The organism is Streptomyces sp. Edi4 (genome assembly GCF_040253615.1).
GTDB lineage: Bacteria > Actinomycetota > Actinomycetes > Streptomycetales > Streptomycetaceae > Streptomyces.
The window spans coordinates 6,492,803-6,514,103 of the sequence record NZ_JBEJGY010000004.1 but is presented as its reverse complement, the minus strand read 5'-3'; the positions used below and the strand labels follow the sequence as shown (position 1 = coordinate 6,514,103).

Genomic DNA, 21,301 nt, shown 5'->3' with positions numbered 1-21,301 from the left:
GGCAGCGGCCAGGGCGGGGTTGCCCGATGTGCGCGATGACGTACGCGCACCGCTCGCGCGCCCAAACGCACCTCACGCACCCCCCGCCCCATCGAAGACCCGCCGACTTCCCGGCCGTGTCCCGGAGTTGAGACTCCGCCGGACGCGCGATCCGGGCCCGTGAGAGGACCACCTCCCATGCCTGCCAGCTCCGCCCGAAGGCGCTTTGTCGCCGCCGCCGCCCTGCCCCTGCTGTTCGGCGCGCTCGCCGCGTGCGGCTACGGCTCCGCCGCCGACAAGGGCGACGCCGCGAAGGCCGCGCCCGCCGCTGACGCCAAGAAGCTCTCCGCCGACTCCGTCACCATCGGCTACTTCCCGAACCTGACGCACGCCACCGCGCTGGTCGGCGTCCAGGAAGGGCTCTTCCAGAAGGAGCTCGGCGGCACGAAGGTCAAGACGTCCACCTTCAACGCCGGGCCCTCGGAGATCGAGGCGCTGAACGCGGGCTCGATCGACATCGGCTGGATCGGCCCCTCGCCCTCGATCAACGGCTACACCAAGTCCAAGGGGCAGAGCCTGCGCATCATCGGCGGCTCCGCGTCCGGCGGGGTCAAGCTGGTGGTCGACCCCGCCAAGGTCACCTCGCTCGACGACCTCAAGGCCAAAAACATCGCGACCCCCCAGCTCGGCAACACCCAGGACGTGGCGTTCCTCAACTGGCTGGCGGGCAAGGGCTGGAAGGTCGACCCCCAGAGCGGCAAGGGCGACGTGAACGTGGTCCGCACCGACAACAAGATCACCCCGGACGCCTTCAAGTCCGGTTCGATCGACGGCGCCTGGGTGCCCGAGCCGACCGCGTCCAAGCTGGTCTCCGAGGGCGGCAAGGTGCTCCTGGATGAGTCCGACCTGTGGCCGGACAAGCAGTTCGTGATCACCAACATCATCGTGTCGCAGAAGTTCCTCAAGGCGCACCCCGACGTCGTCGAAGCGGTACTGCGCGGCTCGGTGAAGACCAACGAGTGGATCGGGACCCACCCCGACCAGGCGAAGGCCTCCGCGAACGCCGCGCTCAAGCAGCTCTCCGGCAAGGCGCTTCCGGCGAACATCATCGACCCGGCGTGGACGTCCATCAAGACCCTCGACGACCCGCTGGCGGCGACCCTCCAGGCGCAGGCCGACCACGCCGTGAAGGCCGGTCTCCTCAAGGCGCCCGACCTCAAGGGCATCTACGACCTGGCTCCGCTCAACAAGGTCCTCAAGTCCCTGGGCAAGCCCGAGGTCGGCGACGCCGGTCTCGGCGTCAAGTAATCCCCCACCCAGCCGGTTCCACAGGTTTCCCAGGAGGTGACGACCATGGCCACCGCACTCGTCAAGGCCACGGACCGCACGGAGGCATCGCACGAGTACGCCGCCCGGATCGGGCACGTCTCGAAGTCGTTCGGCTCTCCCGCGGGGCCCCAGCTCGTCCTGGACGACATCACTCTCGATGTCGCGCCGGGCGAGTTCGTCACCCTCCTGGGCGCCTCGGGCTGCGGCAAGTCGACGCTGCTCAACCTGGTCGCGGGCCTCGACGCGCCGACCTCGGGCACCATCGAGACGCCGGGCGGGCGCCCCGCCCTGATGTTCCAGGAGCACGCCCTCTTCCCGTGGCTGACCGCGGGTAAGAACATCGAGCTCGCCCTGCGGCTGCGCGGCGTGCCCAAGAACGAGCGGCGCGAGCGGGCCGAGGAACTGCTCGCCCTGGTGCGCCTCCAGGGCGCGCACGGCAAGCGGGTGCACGAGCTGTCCGGCGGCATGCGCCAACGCGTGGCGATGGCCCGCGCCATCGCGCAGGAGTCCCAACTCCTGCTGATGGACGAGCCGTTCGCGGCGCTGGACGCGATCACACGCGACGTACTGCACGACGAGCTGACCCGCATCTGGCGCACGGCGAACACCAGCGACTCCGTCGCGGGGAATCTGTCGGTGCTGTTCGTGACGCACAACGTGCGCGAGGCGGTCCGGCTCGCGCAGCGTGTGGTGCTGCTGTCCTCGCGGCCCGGCCGGGTCGCCCACGAGTGGACGGTGGACATCGACCAGCCGCGCCGCATCGAGGACGCCGAAGTGGCGGCGCTCTCCGTCGAGATCACTGAACAACTGCGTGGGGAGATCCGCCGCCATGGCCAGCACTGAGACCACCGACGTCAAGGACGCCCCGGACCTCGGCAGCCTCGAAGCGGGGCTCGACGCGCTCGAAACCGTCCAGACCCATCGCGCCCCGGTGCGCGAGGTGCTGGTCAAGAAGGTCCTGCCCCCGCTGACCGCGGTCGCCCTCGTCCTGGTGGTGTGGCAGGTCCTGGTGTCGGCGAAGGTCACCGACGCCTACAAGCTGCCCGCGCCGGGCGCGGTGTGGTCGAGCCTGCGCGACATGTGGCTCCAGGGCACCTTGCTGGACGTCGTGTGGACCAGCGTCTCGCGCGGCCTGCTCGGCTTCCTGCTCGCGCTCGCCATCGGCACGCCGCTCGGCCTGATCGTCGCCCGGGTCAAGTTCGTGCGGGCGGCCATCGGCCCGATCCTGTCCGGGCTCCAGTCGCTGCCGTCGGTGGCGTGGGTCCCGCCGGCCGTGCTGTGGCTCGGCCTGAACGACTCCATGATGTACGCGGTGATCCTGCTCGGCGCGGTCCCCTCGATCGCCAACGGGCTCGTCTCCGGCGTCGACCAGGTGCCGCCGCTGTATCTGCGGGCGGGCCGCACACTGGGCGCGACCGGGATGCGCGGGGCCTGGCACATCCTGATGCCGGCTGCCCTGCCCGGCTACCTCGCCGGCCTCAAGCAGGGCTGGGCGTTCTCGTGGCGCTCGCTGATGGCCGCCGAGATCATCGCCTCCTCGCCCGATCTTGGCCTGGGACTTGGCCAGTTGCTGGAGAACGGCCGCAACAACTCCGACATGCCCGGCATCTTCCTGGCGATCCTCCTGATCCTGATCGTGGGCATCGCCATCGACCTGCTGATCTTCAGTCCGCTGGAGCGTCGCGTGCTGCGCGGCCGCGGTCTGCTCGTGAGGGGCTGAACCACCGTGCGCCGCCCCGTCCTTCTCGTCATCGCCCACGGCAGCCGCGACCCGCGGCACGCCGCGACCGTCGACGCCCTGGTGCGCCAGGCGCGGACGCTGCGGCCCGGGGTGCGCGTGGAGACCGGGTTCCTGGACTTCAACGCGCCGTCCGTCCCCCAGGTCCTGCGACGGCTCGCCGACGACGGCATCCGGGACGTGGTGGCCCTCCCCCTCCTGCTGAACCGCGCCTTCCACGCCAAGGCCGACATCCCGGCGGTGCTCGGCCGGGCCCCGGCCCACCTCGACATCCGCCTCGCGGACGTCCTTGGACCTTCTCCCCTGCTGCTCGCCACCCTTGAGCGGCGGCTCCACGAGGCGGGCCTTGGCCCCGCCGACAAAAGCTCGACCGGGCTCGTCCTGGCCTCGGCGGGCTCCACCGACCCGGAGGCGATCGCAGTGATCGCTGAAATCGCGCGGGAGCTGCGGCACACCGGTTGGTGCGCCGTGCGGCCTGCGTTCGCCTCCGCGGCTCTGCCCCGTACGGAGGACGCCGTACGGGAACTGCGGGCCATGGGCGTCCGGCGGGTGGCCGTCGCCCCGTACGTCATAGCCCCCGGCTTCCTGCCCGACCGGATCGCCCGGGGCGCGGCCGAGGCCGACGTCCTGGCCCAAGTCCTCGGCGCGGCGCCGGAGTTGGCGCACCTGCTGCTGCTCCGCTACGACGAGGCGCGGGCCCGGGACCGGGTGGCCCGGTCCCGGCTCAGTCGAAGCTCAGCGATCCCGTGCGGGCCCGCTTGAGCTCGAAGAAGTCGGGGAACGACGCCAGGGTGCGCACGCTGTCGAAGAGCTGCGCCGCCTGCTCGCCGCGCGGGATCGAGTTGAGCACCGGGCCGAAGTAGACCTTGCCGTCGAGGTGCATGGTCGGGGTGCCGACGTAGGCGTCCTCCGCCGGGTCCTTGCCCGCGTTGTGGCTGCGCAGCACCGCCTCGTCGTACGCCGGGTCGTGGGCGGCGTCGGCCAGCGCAGCGGGAAGGCCGAGCTCGGCGAGCGACTGGGCGATCACCTCGTCGAAGTCCTGGTTCTTGCCCTCGTGGATCCGGGTGCCGAACGCGGTGTACAGGTCGCGCAGCACGTCCTCGCCGTGCGCCTCGGCGGCCGCGACGGCGACCCGGACGGGGCCGATCGACCGGTCCACCAAGTCCCGGTACCAGTCGGGCAGTTCATTGCCCACATTGTGGAAGTACAGGCTCATGGGCCGGAACCGCAGATCGATGTCGCGCAGGCGCTCGACCTCCAGCATCCAGCGCGAGGTGATCCAGACGAAGGGGCAGGCGGGGTCGAAGTAGAAGTCGATGGTGGTGCGCTGCGCGGGGCTGTTCGTCGTAACCGTCATGGGACGAGCCTAGCCCCGGAGTGGCCCTCGCTCCTGGGCCAATTCGACGGGCGATCACTGGGCCACTTCCGCCCGCCCCCGCGCCGTCACCGGCCACCTCAGCGACGACCCGCCGCGCCCTGCTCGCCCGCCCCTGCGGCCTCTCGGCCCACCTCGCGAAGGGGCTCAGGCTACGGTCCCGCCATGACAGTTGAGACCTTTTTGCTCGGCGGGCTCCGGAGCGTGCGGCGCCTGGGCCTTGGCACCGCACAGCTCACCGGCCCCGGCTACTGGGGCCCGCGCGGCGACCCCTCGGAGGCACGGGCCGTGTTGCGGCGGGCCGTGGAGCGCGGCGTCACGCTCATCGACACGGCGGACAATTACGGCCCCGGCCTGGCCGAGGAGCTGATCGCCGAGGCCCTGCACCCCTACCCGGACGATCTCGTGATCGCGACCAAGGGCGGTGTCGTGCGCACCAGCGACAGCGCCTGGCACATCGAGGGGCGGCCCGAGCGGCTGCGCGAGATGTGCGAGGCCAGTCTGCGCAAGCTGCGGACGGAGACCATCGGCCTGTACCAGCTGCACCGCCTCGATCCGGAGGTGCCCATGGCCGAACAGCTGGGCGCGCTCGATGAGTTGAGGCAGGCCGGCAAGATCGAGCACATCGGCCTGGACAGCGTCGGCGCCGGCCAGGTCGAGCAGGCGCTGGGGCTGACCACCATCGCCTCGGTGCAGAACCGCTTCAACCTCCTGGACCGGGAATCGCAGGCGGTGCTCGCCCTGTGCGAGGCGCACTCTCTCGCGTTCCTGCCGTGGTTCCCGCTGGCCAACGGCGCCCTGACCGGGGACGCGGCGGCGGCCATCGGCCGGATCGCGGACCGGCACGGCGCGACCCGGGGGCAGATCGCCCTGGCCTGGCTCCTGCACCGCTCCCCCGCCCTGTGCCCCACTCCAGGCACCGGCTCCCTGCGGCATCTGGACGAAAACCTCGATGCCGTGCGTGTCCGCCTGTCCGAGGAGGAGTTGACGGAGCTGGAGGAGCTGGAGACGTCCTGAGCGCGCGGCGCCGGGCGGGCGCGGGTCAGGCGGCGGCTTCCGTCATCTTCACCAGCGCCTGGACGGTGTTCCAGTTGCGTGAGGTCGCCTGGACCCCCTTGAGGGGGCCCCGCCGCGACAGGGCGGCCGCGAGCTGCGAGGTGCCGAGGCCCCCGGGCGCGTACAGATAGAGCACCTGGTCGCCGAGGCGGAACTCCTCGGGCAGGTAGGCGGCCGGGTCGATGGCGGCGAAGCGTTCGGCGGTGACGGGCGGCCCCGAGAAGAACGTGGCGTGCAGCTGCTTGCCGGTCAGTTTCTCCGCGGGGAAGGGGCAGGCGTCCAGGACGGAGCGCAGATAGGCCCCGCCGCGCACCATGCAGGCGACCGGGAAGCCGAAGTGCTGCTCGATGGCGGCCTCCAGCTCGGCGGCGAGCGCGTCCTGGTCGCGCGAGGCGCTGGTGAAGACGGCGTTGCCGCTGTTGAGATACGTCTTCACAGCACCGTGGCCCAGATCCTGGAGGATCTTCCGCAGCTCGGCCATGGGAACTTTTTTGGTGCCGCCCACATTGATGCCGCGCAGCAGAGCGGCGTACGTCGTCGTCATGGGCCACACCCTAGGACGGCCTCCGTGCCCCGTGGGGGACGGGCGCGGAGGCCGTCGTTCAGCGCTGCCGGACGACGTCTATCCGACGACCTTCAGCAGCCTGTTCGGGGTGCCCTGGGACGCGTTGGAGATCTTGTCCGGCGTCGCGCCCTTGGTCAGGGCGTCGGACACCTGGGCGGGGGTGGCGTCCTTGTGTCCGGCCAGGTAGACGGCGGCGGCGCCCACCACGTGCGGGGTGGCCATGGACGTGCCGGAGATGGTGTTGGTGGCCGTATCGCTGGTGTTCCAGTCGGACGTGATGTCCGAGCCGGGGGCGTAGAGGTCCACGACGGAGCCGAAGTTGGAGAAGCTGGACTGCTGGTCGTCCTTGGTGGAGGAGGCGACGGTGATCGCTTCCTTCACCCGGGAGGGCGAGCTGTTGCCCGCGTCGGCCGACTCGTTGCCCGCCGCCACGCCGAAGGTGACACCGGAGGCGATCGCCTTCTGGACGGCCTCGTCGAGCGCGGGGTCGGCGGTGCCGCCCAGGCTCAGATTGGCGACGGAGGGGCCCTGGTGGTTCTTGGTGACCCAGTCGATGCCGGCGACGACCTGGTCGGTGCTGCCGGAGCCGTTGTCGTCCAGCACCCGCACCGCGACGATCTTCGCCTTCTTCGCCACGCCGTGCGCGGTGCCCGCGATGGTGCCCGCGACATGCGTGCCGTGGCCGTTGCCGTCGTCGGCCTTGTCATTGTTGTCGACGGCGTTGAATCCGTAGGAGGCCCGGCCGCCGAAGTCCTGGTGGGATATGCGGACTCCGGTGTCGATCACGTACGCCGTGACGCCCTGTCCGGCGGCCGCCGGGTAGGTGTACGCGCCGTCGCCCGCCGTGCCGGTCTGATCGATCCGGTCCAGGCCCCAGGACGGCGGGTTCGTCTGGGTCTCGTCGATGTGGAACTTCTTGTTCTGTACGACCTTGCCGACGGCGGGGTCGGCGGCCAGACGCTTGGCCTCGGTCTCGGAGAGCCCGGCGGCGGAGAAGCCGTTGAGCGAGGAGGAGTAGTCGCGCTTGAGCTCGCCGCCGTACTCCTTGGCCAGCTTGCGCTTGGCGTCCGCCGACGCGGACTTGTCGAGCAGGACGATGTAGCTTCCGTCGACCGCGTCCTTGGCGTTCAGGCCGTAGACCGTGCCCTCGGCCGGAGTGGCGCCCGCGAAGGGCGAGTTGAGCGCGGTCACTCCGGCCGCCGTCACGGCCGCCGTGGTCACCACGACGAGCTTGATCCTGCTCGCCCGTTTGTGAGTTGCCATGAAGAGGGGTCTCCTCGTCACTGAGTGTGGGGGGATTCGCCGACCGGAGGGAGGCCCTCCGGGGCTGGTTCGAAACCCTGCTCGATGGGCGCGCGCAGATCAAGGACTTCATCCAGCTGTGACTTACCCAACAAGCTTTCGTAATGCGATACCGCCCGCCAAGGGGGCAACTCGGGCTTTATGGAGGGCCGGTGGACATCTGGCGCGGACCGCCGGTTTCTTGGCCCCATCAATTCCCTTTGTGAGCACGGCGATTACGGAAACGGGCACGCCTCGGCGCCGATAGCGAGCGAGAACCACATTTCCGTCCCGGGCCTGCCGCTTTTCGAGTTCATCCGTGCTGTTCGCCGTCGCGGTACTCCTGGAAAGCGGGGTGGCGGTAACGCACAGCGGGCCGCGTCACCGTGTTGACGGGGCCGCCCTTTCGTCAGGCGACCCGCGCCGGTGCGAGACTTGGCCGGCATCCGAACGACCACCGGGAGACGACCATGGACGAGGCACGGGCGCGGGCGCTGCTGGGCGCGGCGGCACTGGAGGGCCCCGGAGCGCTGCCGGGAGCGGCGGACGCCGAACTGCTCGCCCTGGGCGAGAACGCGGTCTTCGCGCTGCCCGGCACGCACGCCAGGCCGGACGGCCTCGTCGTCAAGGTCGGCCGGGATGCCACGCACCACCCGGAGCTGGTGGAGCGGGCGGAGCGCGAAGTGGCCGTCGCCGCCTGGCTCGCCGAGGCCTCGGTGCCCGCGGTGCGCGCCGCCGAGCCGAAGCCGAGGCTGGTCGAGGGCCACCCGGTCACCGTGTGGCACAAACTGCCACCCGCCGAACGCCCGGCCGCGCCCGCGGACCTGGCCGCACTGCTGCGCCGCGTCCACGCCTTGGAGGCGCCGAGCTTCCCGCTGCCGCGCCGCGAACTGCTCGGCGGCGTCGAGCGCTGGCTGAGCCTGGCGGGCGACGCGATCGACCCCGACGACGCGTCCTATCTGCGCGCGCGCCGGGACGGTTTCGCGGCCGCCGCCGGGGCGCTCGTCCCGCAACTGCCGCTCGGCCCCATCCATGGCGACGCCCTCCCCCGCAATGTGCACATCGGGCCCGAGGGGCCGGTCCTGGTCGACCTGGAGACGTTCTCCTTCGACTTCCGCGAGCACGACCTGGTCGTCATGGCCCTGTCCCGCGACCGCTACGGGCTGCCCGCCGAGCAGTACGACGCGTTCGTCGCCGCCTATGGCTGGGACGTCCGCGCCTGGGAGGGCTGCGCGGTCCTGCGCGGCGCACGCGAGACGGCCAGCTGCGCCTGGGTGGCCCAGCACGCCCCGGCCAACCCGAAGGCCCGCGAGGAATTCCGCCGCCGCGTCACCTCCCTGCGCGAGGAGGACCCCGAGGTGCGCTGGTATCCGTTCTAGCACCGCGACCACGATGACTGCGGCCCGGCCGGAGGGACGGGGTCAAACGGGGTCGAAGGGACGACGTGCAAGCGGTGGCGGGGCAGCGCGATTCCATGATCAATCAGGCGCCGAGCCTACCCAGGCCCGCCGGGGCAGGACCCGTGTCAGCGGCCGATCCGCTCGCCGGCGAACGGGACGACCGGCCAGGCGGGTTCGACGTGGGCCGTCGCGTCCGACGTGCGGCGCAGGTAGCGCTGGAGCGAGGCGGCCTGCTCCGCCGCCGCGCGGACTTGCAGGGCGTGCAGATCCGCGAGCGGCAGCGATCCTATGGAGGCGTACGTCTCCCCCAGGCGGCGGGCCGTCCGGGCCGCGGCCGCCGCGTCCGCCGCCGCGTCGTGCGCCTCCTCCAGGGCCACCCCGTAGTGGGCGCAGAGCGCCTGAAGGGTGCGCCGGCCCTTGCGGTAGGGGTCCGCGTGCTTGTCGAGCACCAGCGGATCGATGACGGGAGACGGCGTGGCCCTCAGCCGCTCGGTGAGCGGGGCCACGCCGATGCGCCGGCACTCGCGGTCCAGAAGGGACAGGTCGTACCGCGCGTTCATGACCACCAACGCCGTCCCGGCGTCCAGGACTTCGCAGATGGCCCGCGTGATCTCCGTGATCACGGCGGCCTTCGGAGCTCCGTGGGCGCGGGCGTGCTCGGTGGTGATGCCGTGGATCGCTATGGCCTGGGCGGGGATCCGTATGCCCGGGTCCACAAGCCAGGTGCGCTCCCGCTCCGTCCTTCCGTCCGCGTCGAGACCGATGAGCGCCGCGGTGACGATGCGGTCCGTCTCGATGTCGGTGCCCGTGGTCTCCAGATCGAACGCCACCATCGGCGCGCCGGCCCAGCTCATCACAGCACTCCTTGTGCGCGGCGGCCGGACGCGGCCCTCTCGCGCGCCTCACGCCGTCCGGCGCCGGTGGTCCTCCATGCGTGTCCGATCAGCGGTTCAAGGTGCCGGCTCATGGTGCTGCCCCTCCTTCGTGGTGCTTTCCCCCAGTTGACGACCAGCCTCGCACGCGCCACTGACAATCGGCCGCACGGCCGAAAAGGGCCGGGCCGATCACGAGGACAAGCATCACGCCAATTCAGGACACAGGGCGCGAATCCACCCAGAAGGACTCGAACTCCTCGCGGTACGTCTCGAAGAGCCCGTGCTCCACGTCCTGGCCCGGCCGCACCACACCCCGCCTGCCACCCCCGCGCAGTACCAGCACCGGCGCCTCCATCCCCCGGGCACGGCGCAGATACGACTGCACGATCGCGAGGCCGTCCGGCCCGTCCCCGTCCACCAGGTACGCGGTGAACCGGGGCGTCTCGTCGAAGACCTGGATCTCGAAGGCGCCCGGGTCGCGCAGTTGGGCCCGCACCCGCCGCATGTGCAGGATGTTCATCTCCACCGACCGGCTCAACTCGCCCTTTCTCACGCCGAGTTCACGCTCGCGGCGCTTGACCGCGCTGCTCGCCGGATTCAGGAAGAGCAGCCGCACGCGGCAGCCCGACTCGGCCAGGCGCACCAGGCGCCGGCCCGAGTAGTTCTGCACCAGCAGGTTCAGGCCGATGCCTATCGCGTCCAGCCGCCGGGCACCCCCGAACAGGTCCTCGGCGGGCAGCTGGCGTTGCAGGCGCACCCGGTCGGAGTGGACGGAGACGACATCGGCGTACCGGTCGCCGACCAAGTCCTCCACGGCGTCGATGGGCAGCCGGTGCGCGGCCGGCGCGCCGCCGGCGCCGCCCAGCACGTCCAGGAGCCGGGCCGACGCGCGCTCCGCCTGGGCCAGCACCGCCTCGTTCAGCGCCCGGTTGCGCGAGACGACGTTGCGCGCCACTTCCAGCTCGTCCAGGGCCAGCTCGACATCGCGCCGGTCGTCCACGTACGGCTCGAAACAGGGCCAGTGCTGCACCATCAGCTCCCGCAGCTGCGGAAGCGTCAGGAAGCTGAGCACGTTGTCGTCGGCGGGGTCGAGCAGATAGCCCTTGCGGCGCGAGACCTCGCGCACCGCGACGGCCCGCTGCACCCACTCCTGGCCGGCCGGGCCCGCGGCCGCGACCACCCAGTCGTCACCGTGGACCGGCTCGTAGATCGGCCGGAGCACGGCCGCCACCACGGCGCGCAGCCGCTGCTCCACCAGGTTCAGCCAGATGTAGGCGCGCCCGGCCCGCTGCGCGCGCGTACGCACCTCGTTCCAGGCCTCGGCGCCCCAGTCCAGCTCGGCCCCGATCTCCATCGGACGGGCCAGGGAGACCGCTCCGGGCGGAATGTCGCCCGACTCCCCCTCATGACCCGTGTCACCAGGGGGCAGCTCAAGACCTCCCGAGCTCACCCGCGCACCGCCTTCCGCCCCCCGGCAAACCCGAGCGGGCCGAGCCCGCCCCGCACACCCTGCAACGATCAAGGAAGGGTACTCCGGGAGCGGGAGGCGGTGCAGCCCGATGGCGAGTCGAGTTTGCCAACTCGGCGGGGGGTACGGCCTGTTCTGGTGGGCACTATCAGTCGGGGTGAGCGGATTCACGGACGCTCGCTCCGCGTCGCCCGGCACCGGGTCACCCATTGGCGCACGCGGACGTCCTGGGTGGCCGTCGTCTTTTCAGGGAGGATCTGGCTTTCAGGGAGGATCTGGCCGAACAGCCCCCCAGTACCCCGAGTGGAAGTGGAAGAGTCTTGCCCATGCAGGTGTGGCCGGGACAGGCTTACCCACTCGGCGCCACGTACGACGGCGCCGGGACGAATTTCGCGGTCTTCTCCGAGGCCGCCCGTCGGATCGAGTTGTGTCTCCTGCACGACGACGGCTCGGAGACAGCCGTCGAACTGCGCGAGTCCGACGCGTTCGTACGCCATGCCTATCTGCCCGGCGTCCTGCCGGGCCAGCGGTACGGCTTTCGGGTGCACGGACCGTACGAGCCGCAGGGGGGCCATCGCTGCAACTCGGCGAAACTGCTGCTCGATCCCTACGCGCGCGCCATAAGCGGTCAGATCGAGTGGAACGAGGCGGTCTACGGCTACCATTTCGGGCGCCCCGACAGCCGCAACGACATGGATTCGGCGCCGCACACCATGGCCTCCGTGGTGGTCAACCCCTTCTTCGACTGGGGCGACGACCGGCCGCCCCGCACCGACTACCACCACACCGTCTTCTACGAGGCCCACGTCAAGGGCCTCACCATGCTCCACCCCGAACTCCCGCCGGACCAGCGCGGCACCTACGCCGCGCTCGGACACCCGGCCATCATCGACCACCTCACTCAACTGGGCGTCACCGCGCTGGAGTTGATGCCGGTGCACCAGTTCGTCAACGACCACCGCCTGGTGGACGCCGGCATGTCCAACTACTGGGGCTACAACACCATCGGCTTCTTCGCCCCGCACAATGCCTACGCCTCCTGGGGCGACCGGGGCCAGCAGGTCCTGGAGTTCAAGCAGGCCGTGCGGGCGCTGCACGAGGCGGGCATCGAGGTCATCCTCGACGTCGTCTACAACCACACGGCCGAGGGCAACCACCTGGGGCCCACGCTCTCCTTCCGGGGCCTGGACAACGCGCAGTACTACAGGCTCGCCGAGGACGCGCGCTATTACGAGGACACCACCGGCACCGGCAACAGCCTCCTGATGAGGTCGCCGCACGTCCTGCAACTGATCATGGACTCCCTGCGGTACTGGGTGACCGAGATGCATGTGGACGGCTTCCGCTTCGACCTGGCGGCGACACTGGCCCGCCAGTTCCACGAGGTGGACCGGCTCTCCTCGTTCTTCGACCTGGTCCAGCAGGACCCGGTGGTCAGCCAGGTCAAGCTGATCGCGGAGCCGTGGGACGTGGGCGAGGGCGGCTACCAGGTGGGCAACTTCCCGCCGTTGTGGACCGAGTGGAACGGCAAGTACCGCGACACAGTACGGGACTTGTGGCGCGGTGAGCCGCGTACGCTCGCCGAGTTCGCGGGCCGCCTGACCGGCTCGTCCGACCTGTACCAGGACGACGGCAGGCGACCGCTGGCGTCCATCAACTTCCACACCTGCCACGACGGCTTCACCCTGAACGACCTGGTCTCCTACAACGACAAGCACAACGACGCCAACGGCGAGGGCAACCGGGACGGCGAGAGCCACAACCGGTCCTGGAACTGCGGCGTGGAGGGCCCGAGCGACGACGCGGACGTGACCGAGCTGCGCGCCCGGCAGATGCGGAACTTCGTGGCCACCCTGATGCTGTCGCAGGGCGTGCCGATGATCAGCCACGGCGACGAGTTCGCCCGTGGCCAGGGCGGCAACAACAACGCGTACTGCCAGGACAACGAGCTGTCCTGGGTGCACTGGCCGGATCCGGACGACGACGGCGACGGCCCCGCGGGCACGCTCCTGGAGTTCACCCGCGCGATGGTGGGGCTGCGCAGGGACCATCCGGTCTTCCGGCGCAGGCGCTTCTTCCACGGCCGCCCCGTGCAGGGCACGCACGACGAGCTCTCCGACATCGCCTGGTTCACGCCCGAGGGCCAGGAGATGGCGGACCGGGACTGGCAGTCGGCCAATGCCAAGGCGCTGTCGGTGTTCCTGAACGGCAACGCGATCTCCGAGCCGGGGCCGCGCGGCGAGCGGATCAGCGACGATTCGTTCCTGCTGATGTTCAACGCGAGCGCCGAGACGCTGAGCTTCGTGGTGCCGGTCAACCACGGCCTCCAGTGGCAGGTCGTGGTGGACACCGCGCTGCCGGCGGGGAGGCCGGCGGACGAGGGCGCGAAGATCGAGGCCGGGGGGCGCATCACGCTGATCGGCCGCAGCATGACCGTGCTGCGCCGGCCGGCCTAGGGAGTGTCTTCAAGTGGCGCCGGGCAGACAGGACTTTGCAGACACGGCCTAGCCCCAATGCCGGTGACTTAGATGCCGAGGGCTCGTTGGTTGTGGTGTGGCGAGGGTGGGGCAGGTCAAGTCGTCTGCGGGCGGGCGTGTGTCGGACCGGATTGCGATCGGGGTGCTGACGCGGGCGTTTCCGCGGCAACTGGTCGACGAGGTGATCGCGGAGACCGGGCGGGGCGAGCAGCGCAGTCGGCTGCTGCCCGCACGTGTGGTTGTGTACTTCGTGCTGGCGATGTGTCTGTTCTTCGGGCAGCCGTATGAAGAGGTCGCGCGGCTGCTGGGCGAGGGGCTGGGGAACCGGGAGCGGTCCTGGCGGGTGCCGACGACTGCCGCGATCGGGCGGGCGCGTCGGCGCCTGGGTTGTGAGCCGTTGAGGATGCTGTTCGCGCGGGTGTGCCGTCCGGTGGCGGTGCCGGATACGGCGGGTGCCTGGTATCGGCGGTGGCGTCTGGTGGCGGTGGACGGCACGACCTTGGACCTTGCGGACACAGCGGAAAACGACAGCTTCTTCGGCCGCCCGGGCTCGGGCCGGGGGACGGGTGCTTTCCCGCAGGCCAGGCTTGTGGCACTGGCGGAGTGCGGGACTCACGGGGTGTTCGGGGCGGCGGTCGGTCCGTTGTCGGTGAGTGAGCCGGTGCTGTCCCGGCAGCTGTTGCCCCGCCTGCGGGCGGGGATGCTGCTGCTGGCCGACCGGGGCTTTTACGGGTTCGAGTTGTGGCAGGCCGCCCGGGCAACGGGCGCGGACCTTTTGTGGAGGATGCGTAAGAGCGCGGCTCTGCCCGTGGTGCAGGTCCTGGCCGATGGCTCTTACCTCAGCGCGGTCCATGCCGAGCCGGACCGCAGGAGTCGCCGCAGCCCGGTGGTGGTCCGGGTGATCGAGTACACCCTTGCCGGCACCGGCGAGGCCACCGTCTACCGACTGTTGACCACCCTGCTCGACCCTGAGCAGGCACCGGCGATGGAGCTGGCCGTGCTCTATGCCCAGCGGTGGGAGATCGAGACCACCCTGGACGAGATCAAGACCCATCAGCGCGGCCCGAAGCTCGTCCTGCGCTCGAGATACCCGTGGGGCGTGGAGCAGGAGATTTACGGCTTCCTCCTGGTGCATCACGCCGTCCGGCAGCTGATGCACCAGGCCGCCACCGGCCAGGGCCTTGATCCCGACCGGCTCTCCTTCACACGGTCCCTGCGGATCGTGCGCCGCCAGGTCCCGGCCCAGGCGGCGTTTTCCCCCCGGCAGACTCACCCGGGCACTGACCCGCACCCTGGCTGAGATCACCGAACGCCTGCTGCCTCCACGCCGCCACCGGACCTGCCCCCGAGTCATCAAACGCAAGATGTCCAACTGGCCGCTCAAACGGACCGAGCACCGCAACGGGACACCACCCGCACCAGACACCGTCACCATCACCCGGCACGACAGAACCTAAGTCACCGGCATTGGGCCTAGCCCCGCCGGGGCTCGTGCACCGGCTGAGGTGGGGCCGGCGCGACTCCGGCGGCGGCGGTGCCCGTCGGGAACCGCCGCGCGCCAAGGCCGCGTACCGACCAGGAGAGCGCCGCGCACAGCGCCCCCGCCACCACCATGACGGCGAACGCGGCGGCGGCGCCGTGGTCCTGGGCCAGGCGCCCCGACAGGGCGAGCGCGAGGGCCTGGCCGCCCACGACGCCACTCGTCAAGAACGCCATCGACTCGGCGAGCCGGTCCGCCGGCACAAGGCGCTCCGTCAGCCCGAACACGGTGATCAGATGCGGCGCATAGGCCACACCCAGCACGATCACCGCGGCGTACAGACCACCCAGGGTGGTGACGAACAGGAGCGGCACGGACAGCGCGGTCAGCGCCGCGGTGGCGATCCGCCAGCGCGCCGGCGGCGCGAGGCGGTGGGGCACGGCGACCATGGCGAGCCCGGCGGCGGCGCTCATCACGCCCATGGCCGCGTACACGAGCCCGGTCTGTGAGGGGCGGCCGAGCTCTTCGGTCAGGGCCGTGATGCCGGCCTGCGAGGCGCCGAACATGGCGCCCTGGAGGGCCATGGTGGCGCGCAGGGCGTGCACGGCGCCCGGCAGCCGGGTGCGCGCGGCCCTGGTGCGCCGGGCGGCGGACACCTGGCGCGCCGTCGGGTGGAGAGCGAAGGCCGTGCCGCAGACGGCGAGCAGCGCGGCGGCCAGCAGCAGGGCGGCGGCAGGCCGGGCGAGCGCGGCGGCGAGCCCCACGAGGGCGGGACCGAGCACGAACGACACCTCGTCCAGGGTGCCCTCGAAGGAGAGCGCGCCGGCCACGGTCCGCTCGTCGGCGCGGGAGCGGTGGGCCAGGGCGACGGTCCTGCTGCGGGCGAGCGGGCCGACCTGAGGCACGCTCGCGCCGCCCAGGGCGCCGAGCAGGGCCAGGGGGCCGGTCGCCAGGTGGGCGAGCGCGGCCAGGACGAGGCCGGTCACGGCGGCGGCGTTGGCCAGGGCCGCGGTGAGCACCACGGGGCGCTGTCCGTAGCGGTCGGCGGCGCGTCCGAGCAGGGGGCCCGCCACGGTCTGCCCGGCGGCGAGCGCCCCGCCCGCGAGCCCTGCGGTCGCCAGGCTCCCGCTGGTCTCGGCGACCAGGAGCACACTGCCGAGCTGGCACATGGCGGTCGGCAGCCGCCCGAGGAAGGAGAGGACGGGCAGCACCGGCCCCGTCAGGGCGAGCACCTTGCGGTAGGTCTCGAGCGATCCGGCCATCAGGCGAAGCTAGCGCCGCCGACCGGGGCACACGCAGGGACCGAAGGCACTAAAGGCGCTGAACGGGGTACGTACGATCGCATGACCCTGCCCACTGCGACTTACCGGCTCCAGCTCCAGCCCGCGTTCCCGTTCGCCGCCGCGCAGGCCGCGCTGCCCTACCTCGCGGGCCTCGGCGTCTCCCACCTTCATCTGTCCCCCGTCCTTGAGGCCGTGCCCGGCTCCACGCACGGATACGACGTGACCGACCACTCCGCGGTGCGGCGCGAGCTCGGCGGCGAGGCGGGCTTGCGCCAACTCGCCGACGCGGCGCGTCAATTGGGGATCGGCCTCATCCTCGACATCGTCCCGAACCACATGTCCGCCTCCGTGCGCCACAACCGCCGGCTGTGGGACGTGCTGCGCGCCGGCCCCGCCTCGCCGTACGCCCGGTGGTTCGACATCGACTGGGCGGCGGGCGACGGGCGCGTCCTGCTGCCCGTCCTCGGCGGGCCACTGGGCGCGGAACTGGACCGCCTGACGGTGGACGGCGACGTACTGCGCTACGGGGAGGCGAGCTTCCCCCTGCGGGAGGGCACGGCGGAGCTGCCTCTGGCCGACCTGCTCGACGCCCAGTGGTACCGGCTCGCCTGGTGGCGGCTGGCCAGGACCGAGCTCAACTACCGTCGCTTCTTCACCATTTCGGAGCTGATCGGCCTGCGGGTGGAGGACGAGAGCGTCTTCGCGGCGACCCACGCCAAGATCCTTGAGCTGGTACGGGACGGAGTGGTGGACGGGCTGCGGGTGGACCACCCGGACGGCCTCGCGGACCCCGAGGCCTATCTGCGCCGCCTGCACGAGGCGACGCGGGGGCGCTGGACGGTGATCGAGAAGATCCTCACCGGTGACGAGCGGCTTCCGTCGGGGTGGCAGGTCGCGGGGACGACCGGCTACGACGCCCTGCGGCACATCGACGGCCTCTTCGCCGACCCGGAGGGCGTCGATCAACTCCGTTCGCTGTACCGGCAGTTCACCGGTGTGGAGGACGATCTGGGCGGCCGGTGGGAACCGACGGCGCGGCGCGCCGCGTACCGCGTGCTGACCCACGAACTGGCCGCCGAGACCGAACACCTGGTGCGGGTGGCCACGCGGATCTGCGCGGCTGGTGGCCCGTCGACGCGCGATCACGCTCCTTGGGCGCTGCGGCTCGCCCTGCGCGAACTCCTGGTCCGCGTCCCGGTCTACCGGCCCTACCGGACCGGGGCGGAAGTGGTGCTGAGCGAGTCGGCCGCCGAGGAGGCCAAAGCGGTGTTCTCGGTGGCCGAGGAGTCGGCGGCGGTGGACGTGGTGCGGGACCTGGCGCTCGGCCTGCTGGGCGAGGGCCCCGAGCACGAGCACTTCCGCGCCCGCTTCGCGCAGACCTCATCGGCGCTCCACGCCAAGTCCGTCGAGGACAAGGCCTTCTACCGGTACACGCCCCTGCTGTCGGTCAACGAGGTGGGCGGCGACCCGGCGCGGCCCTCGGTGACCCCGGACGAGTTCCACGCCTTCTGCTCCCATCTGGCCCGAGACTGGCCCGGCACCGCCACCGTGCTGTCCACGCACGACACCAAGCGCAGCGCGGAGGTGCGGGCCAGGATCGCGGTGCTGTCCGAGCACCCCCGGCGGTGGGCGGCGCTCCTGGAGCGGGTCGCGGGAGCGCCGGCGCCCGACGCGCACCTCGCCTGGATCGCGTGGCAGACGTCGGTCGGGCTCGGCGGGGCGCCCGAGAGGGAACGGATCGGCGCGGCGCTGCTGAAGTCGGCGCGCGAGGCCGCCCTGCGCACGACGTGGACGGAGCAGGACGCCGCTTACGAGGACGCCGTGAACGCCTTCGTGGAGTCGGGGCCGGGGGGCGAACTCAGCGAGGCGGTGCGGGAGTTCGCGAAGACGACGGCCGAAGCGGCGCGGGCCAACAGCCTGGGCGCGGCGCTGCTTCATCTGACGATGCCGGGCGTGCCGGACCTCTACCAGGGCACCGAGGCCGAGTACGCGGCGCTGGTGGACCCGGACAACCGGCGTCCGGTGCCCTTCGATCCGGCGGCCCTGGCCGAGCCGGGCGACAAGCTCGCGGTGACCCTGGCCGCGCTGCGGCTGCGCCGCGAACTGCCCGGGGCGTTCGGCGCGTCGTCGACCTACGCGGCGCTGCGCGCACGCGGCCCGCGTGCCGAGCACTGTGTGGCGTTCTGCCGCTCGGGCGAGGTGGTGACGGCCGTGACCCGGCTCTCGCTGCGCCTGGCCGACGCGGGCGGCTGGACCGGCACCCGCCTGCCCCTGCCCGACGGCACCTGGGCGGACGTGCTGGCCTCGGACCGCCACTTCACCGGCGAGGCCGACCTCGCCGCCCTGTTCGCGCGACGCCCGGTGGCCCTGCTCAGGCGGGTGGCCTGAGCGGCCGGCCCGGGAGCCGGCCGGCCTGACGTCAGCGGACGGCCTCGGCGTCACAGGGGCGGTCGGTGTTCGGTCCGGCCGGTGAGAGTCCGCCCGCGCAGCGGGAGGTCGACGCGCGCAGCAGATCGGTGAAGGCGGCTGCGGCGCCCGCCAGTTCGACCCGGGAGAACACCGTCAGGGCCCGCCTCCAGCCGGGTTCGACGGCGAGCAGCACGCAGTCCTCGCCGATTCCGCCGCGTACGACATGGGTGGGCACGGCGACCACACCGACGCCCGCGGCCGCCATCCGTACCGCCGTCGAGGTGTGCTCGGTGCGCACGACGGTGCGCGGGGTGAAGCCGGCCCGCCCGCAGACCAGGTCGAGAAAGGGCCGGCCCTCGATCACGGGCTCCATCGCGCACCGCACCCAGGCGTGGTCGGCGAGCTCTTCGAGACGTACCGAGGTGCGGTCGGCCAGGGGGTCGTCGAGGGCGACGACGAGCGCGATCTCCTCCTCGCCGACGGGCACGACGGGCCCCTCCCAGTGGCTCGGCGGGGGACCCACCGCGAGATCGGCGGCGCCGCGTGCGACGGCCTCCTCCAGCGCGTCGGTGCCGGCGTACTCGTGCAGCAGCAGCTGGACGCCGGGGTGGGCACGCCGCCAACGGGCGAAGGTCTCGGGCAGCACACCGACGGCCACCGAGTGCACGCACGCGATGTGCAGTTCGCCGCCCTCGGCGCCGGCCGCCGCACGGGCGGCGTGCTGGGCCTGGACGGCGCTGCGCACCGCGAGCCGCGCGTGCGGCAGGAAGGCGCGCCCCATGGGGGTGAGCCGCACACCGCGCGGCAGCCGCTCAAGGAGCTCACCACCGACGGACTTCTCCAACGCCTTGACCTGGTGCGACAGCGCGGGCTGGGTGACGTGCAGCAGTTCCGCCGCGCGCGTGAACGACGTCTCCTCGACGACCGTGACGAAGTACTCCATCTGCCGCAGGCTCACGCCGTGCCCCCTCGTGCCGTCGGCCACGCGCGCCGTGCCCGCCCTGCCATAAGCATGATGCATCGCTCGGACAGAAACTTTTCCTTGGACTCATGGCGGCTCGGGGGCACACGCTTGACCGGTGGCTGAGCCCGCATGGGGCCCAGCTTCTGGTTGGGCCCCTGACCGGCCCCTGACGGAGAACCGGACCCCTGTGATGACCGAACCCATGACCGCAGCCCGTGTCGCCGATGTGATCGTGATCGGTGGCGGCACCGGCGGATACTCCACCGCTCTGCGGGCCGCCGCCCTCGGCCTGGAGGTCGTACTGGCCGAGCGCGACAAGGTCGGCGGCACCTGTCTGCACCGGGGCTGCGTCCCCAGCAAGGCGATGCTGCACGCGGCGGAGCTCGTCGACGCGATAGCCGAGGCGCGCGAGCGCTGGGGGGTCAAGGCGCACGTGGACTCCATCGACTGGCAGGCGCTCGTGGCGACCCGGGACGACATCGTCAGCCGCAACCACAAGGGCGTGGAGGGTCACCTCGCGCACGCCGGAGTCGAAGTCCTGCGGGGCAGGGCCCAGTTGACGGGACGCCGCAGCGTGCGCGTCGAGGGCTACGGCGACGTCGTCGCCCGGCGCGGCATCGTGCTCGCCACCGGCTCGCGCCCCCGGATGCTGCCGGGTCTCGCGGCGGACGGGCGGCACGTGGTCACCAGTGACGACGCGCTGTTCGCCCCCGGTCTCCCCGAGTCCGTGCTGGTCCTGGGCGGCGGCGCGATCGGGGTCGAGTACGCCTCCTTCCACCGGTCGATGGGGGCCGAGGTGACCCTGGTCGAGGCCGCCGACCGTCTGGTCCCGCTCGAAGACGCCGACGTCAGCCGCCACTTGACCCGGGGCCTGAAGAAGCGCGGCATCGACGTGCGGTGCGGGGCGCGCTTCACGGGCGCGGACCTCCTGGCGGACGGCGTACGCGCGTCGGTGCGCACGGCGTCCGGTGAGATCCGCCGCGTCGAGGCGGACCGGCTCCTGGTCGCGGTGGGCCGCGTACCCGTGACCGACGGGCTCGGCCTGGCCTCGGCCGGACTGGCCGCCGACGAGCGGGGGTTCGTCGTACCGGCCGACTGGTCCCGGCTCGAAACCTCGGTCCCCGGCATCCATGTGGTGGGCGATCTGCTGCCGCCGCCCTCGCTCGGCCTTGCCCACGCCTCCTTCGCGGAGGGTCTGTTGGTAGCCGAGACCCTGGCGGGCGTGGCCTGCGCGCCCGTCGACTACGCGGCGGTTCCCCGGGTCACCTACTCCTCGCCCCAGACCGCGTCGGTGGGCCTGACCGAGGCCGACGCCCGCCACCAGGGACACGACGTCGTGATCAACACCATGCCTTTGACGGCCGTGGCGAAGGGCATGGTGCACGGCCAGGGCGGCGTGGTGAAGGTGGTCGCCGAGCGCGAAGGGCGGGTCCTGGGCGTCCATCTCGTCGGCCCGAACGTGTCCGAGATGATCGCGGAGAGCCAGCTGATCGTGGGCTGGGACGCCGAACCCTCGGACGTGGCCCGCCACATCCACCCCCACCCGACGCTCTCGGAGGCCGTCGGCGAGTCCTTCCTCAGCCTGGCCGGGCGGGGTCTGCACCAGCGGTGATCCGCCGGCG

17 protein-coding genes are annotated in these 21,301 nt (G+C 71.8%); 10 read left to right on the top strand and 7 right to left on the bottom strand.

Going from position 1 to position 21,301, the window contains the following annotated elements:
- The first annotated feature begins 177 nt into the window (after positions 1-177).
- Genes ABR738_RS31320 through ABR738_RS31305 form a run of 4 tightly spaced genes read left to right on the top strand, consistent with a single transcriptional unit; the run spans position 178 to position 3,808 of the window.
- Positions 178-1,287 (top strand): aliphatic sulfonate ABC transporter substrate-binding protein, encoded by a 1,110-nt coding sequence (locus tag ABR738_RS31320; RefSeq protein ID WP_350233297.1) that lies wholly within the window; start codon positions 178-180, stop codon positions 1,285-1,287.
- 45 nt (positions 1,288-1,332) lie between these two features.
- Positions 1,333-2,151, top strand: a complete 819-nt coding sequence (locus ABR738_RS31315; protein ID WP_350233296.1) for an ABC transporter ATP-binding protein — start codon at positions 1,333-1,335, stop codon at positions 2,149-2,151.
- Positions 2,138-3,028, top strand: a complete 891-nt coding sequence (locus ABR738_RS31310) for an ABC transporter permease (protein WP_350233295.1) — start codon at positions 2,138-2,140, stop codon at positions 3,026-3,028. Before ABR738_RS31315 ends, ABR738_RS31310 begins: the two co-directional genes overlap by 14 nt.
- A gap of 6 nt (positions 3,029-3,034) precedes the next feature.
- Positions 3,035-3,808 (top strand): sirohydrochlorin chelatase, encoded by a 774-nt coding sequence (locus tag ABR738_RS31305; protein ID WP_350233294.1) that lies wholly within the window; start codon positions 3,035-3,037, stop codon positions 3,806-3,808.
- On the opposite strand, the gene ABR738_RS31300 is transcribed toward ABR738_RS31305, so the two are convergent.
- A complete protein-coding gene (locus tag ABR738_RS31300) occupies positions 3,771-4,403 on the bottom strand; it encodes a mycothiol-dependent nitroreductase Rv2466c family protein (RefSeq protein ID WP_350233293.1) in 633 nt (210 codons plus the stop codon). The two genes, ABR738_RS31305 and ABR738_RS31300, sit on opposite strands and share 38 nt — an antisense overlap.
- Before the next feature lie 183 nt (positions 4,404-4,586).
- Here ABR738_RS31300 and ABR738_RS31295 point away from each other — a divergent pair, with 183 nt between their 5' ends.
- Positions 4,587-5,438, top strand: a complete 852-nt coding sequence (locus ABR738_RS31295; protein ID WP_350233292.1) for an aldo/keto reductase — start codon at positions 4,587-4,589, stop codon at positions 5,436-5,438.
- Positions 5,439-5,463: 25 nt separating this feature from the next.
- On the opposite strand, the gene ABR738_RS31290 is transcribed toward ABR738_RS31295, so the two are convergent.
- Both ABR738_RS31290 and ABR738_RS31285 read right to left on the bottom strand, forming a co-directional pair.
- Positions 5,464-6,021, bottom strand: a complete 558-nt coding sequence (locus ABR738_RS31290; protein WP_350233291.1) for a DUF1697 domain-containing protein — start codon at positions 6,019-6,021, stop codon at positions 5,464-5,466.
- 78 nt (positions 6,022-6,099) lie between these two features.
- Positions 6,100-7,305, bottom strand: coding sequence for a S8 family peptidase (locus tag ABR738_RS31285; protein ID WP_350233290.1), 1,206 nt, complete (start codon positions 7,303-7,305; stop codon positions 6,100-6,102).
- Positions 7,306-7,793: 488 nt separating this feature from the next.
- Here ABR738_RS31285 and ABR738_RS31280 point away from each other — a divergent pair, with 488 nt between their 5' ends.
- On the top strand, positions 7,794-8,702 hold the full coding sequence (locus ABR738_RS31280; protein ID WP_350233289.1) for a phosphotransferase enzyme family protein: 909 nt from the start codon (positions 7,794-7,796) through the stop codon (positions 8,700-8,702).
- 146 nt (positions 8,703-8,848) lie between these two features.
- Here the strand turns inward: ABR738_RS31280 and ABR738_RS31275 are convergent, their stop codons facing one another.
- On the bottom strand, positions 8,849-9,577 hold the full coding sequence (locus ABR738_RS31275) for an exonuclease domain-containing protein (RefSeq protein WP_350233288.1): 729 nt from the start codon (positions 9,575-9,577) through the stop codon (positions 8,849-8,851).
- 235 nt (positions 9,578-9,812) lie between these two features.
- On the bottom strand, positions 9,813-11,048 hold the full coding sequence (locus tag ABR738_RS31270) for a DUF5919 domain-containing protein (RefSeq protein WP_350233287.1): 1,236 nt from the start codon (positions 11,046-11,048) through the stop codon (positions 9,813-9,815).
- A 344-nt stretch (positions 11,049-11,392) separates the two neighbouring features.
- Here ABR738_RS31270 and glgX point away from each other — a divergent pair, with 344 nt between their 5' ends.
- Both glgX and ABR738_RS31260 read left to right on the top strand, forming a co-directional pair.
- Positions 11,393-13,522: a glycogen debranching protein GlgX gene (glgX, locus tag ABR738_RS31265; protein WP_350233286.1), complete on the top strand. Its 2,130-nt coding sequence runs from the start codon at positions 11,393-11,395 to the stop codon at positions 13,520-13,522.
- Between the two features lie 97 nt (positions 13,523-13,619).
- Positions 13,620-14,843, top strand: coding sequence for an IS4 family transposase (locus tag ABR738_RS31260; RefSeq protein WP_350228404.1), 1,224 nt, complete (start codon positions 13,620-13,622; stop codon positions 14,841-14,843).
- A gap of 173 nt (positions 14,844-15,016) precedes the next feature.
- Here the strand turns inward: ABR738_RS31260 and ABR738_RS31255 are convergent, their stop codons facing one another.
- On the bottom strand, positions 15,017-16,285 hold the full coding sequence (locus ABR738_RS31255) for an MFS transporter (RefSeq protein WP_350233285.1): 1,269 nt from the start codon (positions 16,283-16,285) through the stop codon (positions 15,017-15,019).
- An 81-nt stretch (positions 16,286-16,366) separates the two neighbouring features.
- On the opposite strand from ABR738_RS31255, the gene treY reads away from it, so the two are divergent.
- Positions 16,367-18,694 carry a malto-oligosyltrehalose synthase gene (gene treY / locus ABR738_RS31250; RefSeq protein ID WP_350233284.1) on the top strand — a complete coding sequence of 776 codons (2,328 nt, stop codon included), beginning with the start codon at positions 16,367-16,369 and terminating at the stop codon, positions 18,692-18,694.
- A gap of 31 nt (positions 18,695-18,725) precedes the next feature.
- Here the strand turns inward: treY and ABR738_RS31245 are convergent, their stop codons facing one another.
- The gene (locus ABR738_RS31245) at positions 18,726-19,658 is read right to left on the bottom strand and encodes a LysR family transcriptional regulator (RefSeq protein ID WP_350234818.1); all 933 of its coding nucleotides are present in this window, start codon (positions 19,656-19,658) and stop codon (positions 18,726-18,728) included.
- 223 nt (positions 19,659-19,881) lie between these two features.
- Between ABR738_RS31245 and lpdA the strand changes: the two genes are divergently transcribed.
- The gene (lpdA, locus tag ABR738_RS31240; RefSeq protein WP_350233283.1) at positions 19,882-21,291 is read left to right on the top strand and encodes a dihydrolipoyl dehydrogenase; all 1,410 of its coding nucleotides are present in this window, start codon (positions 19,882-19,884) and stop codon (positions 21,289-21,291) included.
- The last annotated feature ends 10 nt before the right edge of the window (positions 21,292-21,301 follow it).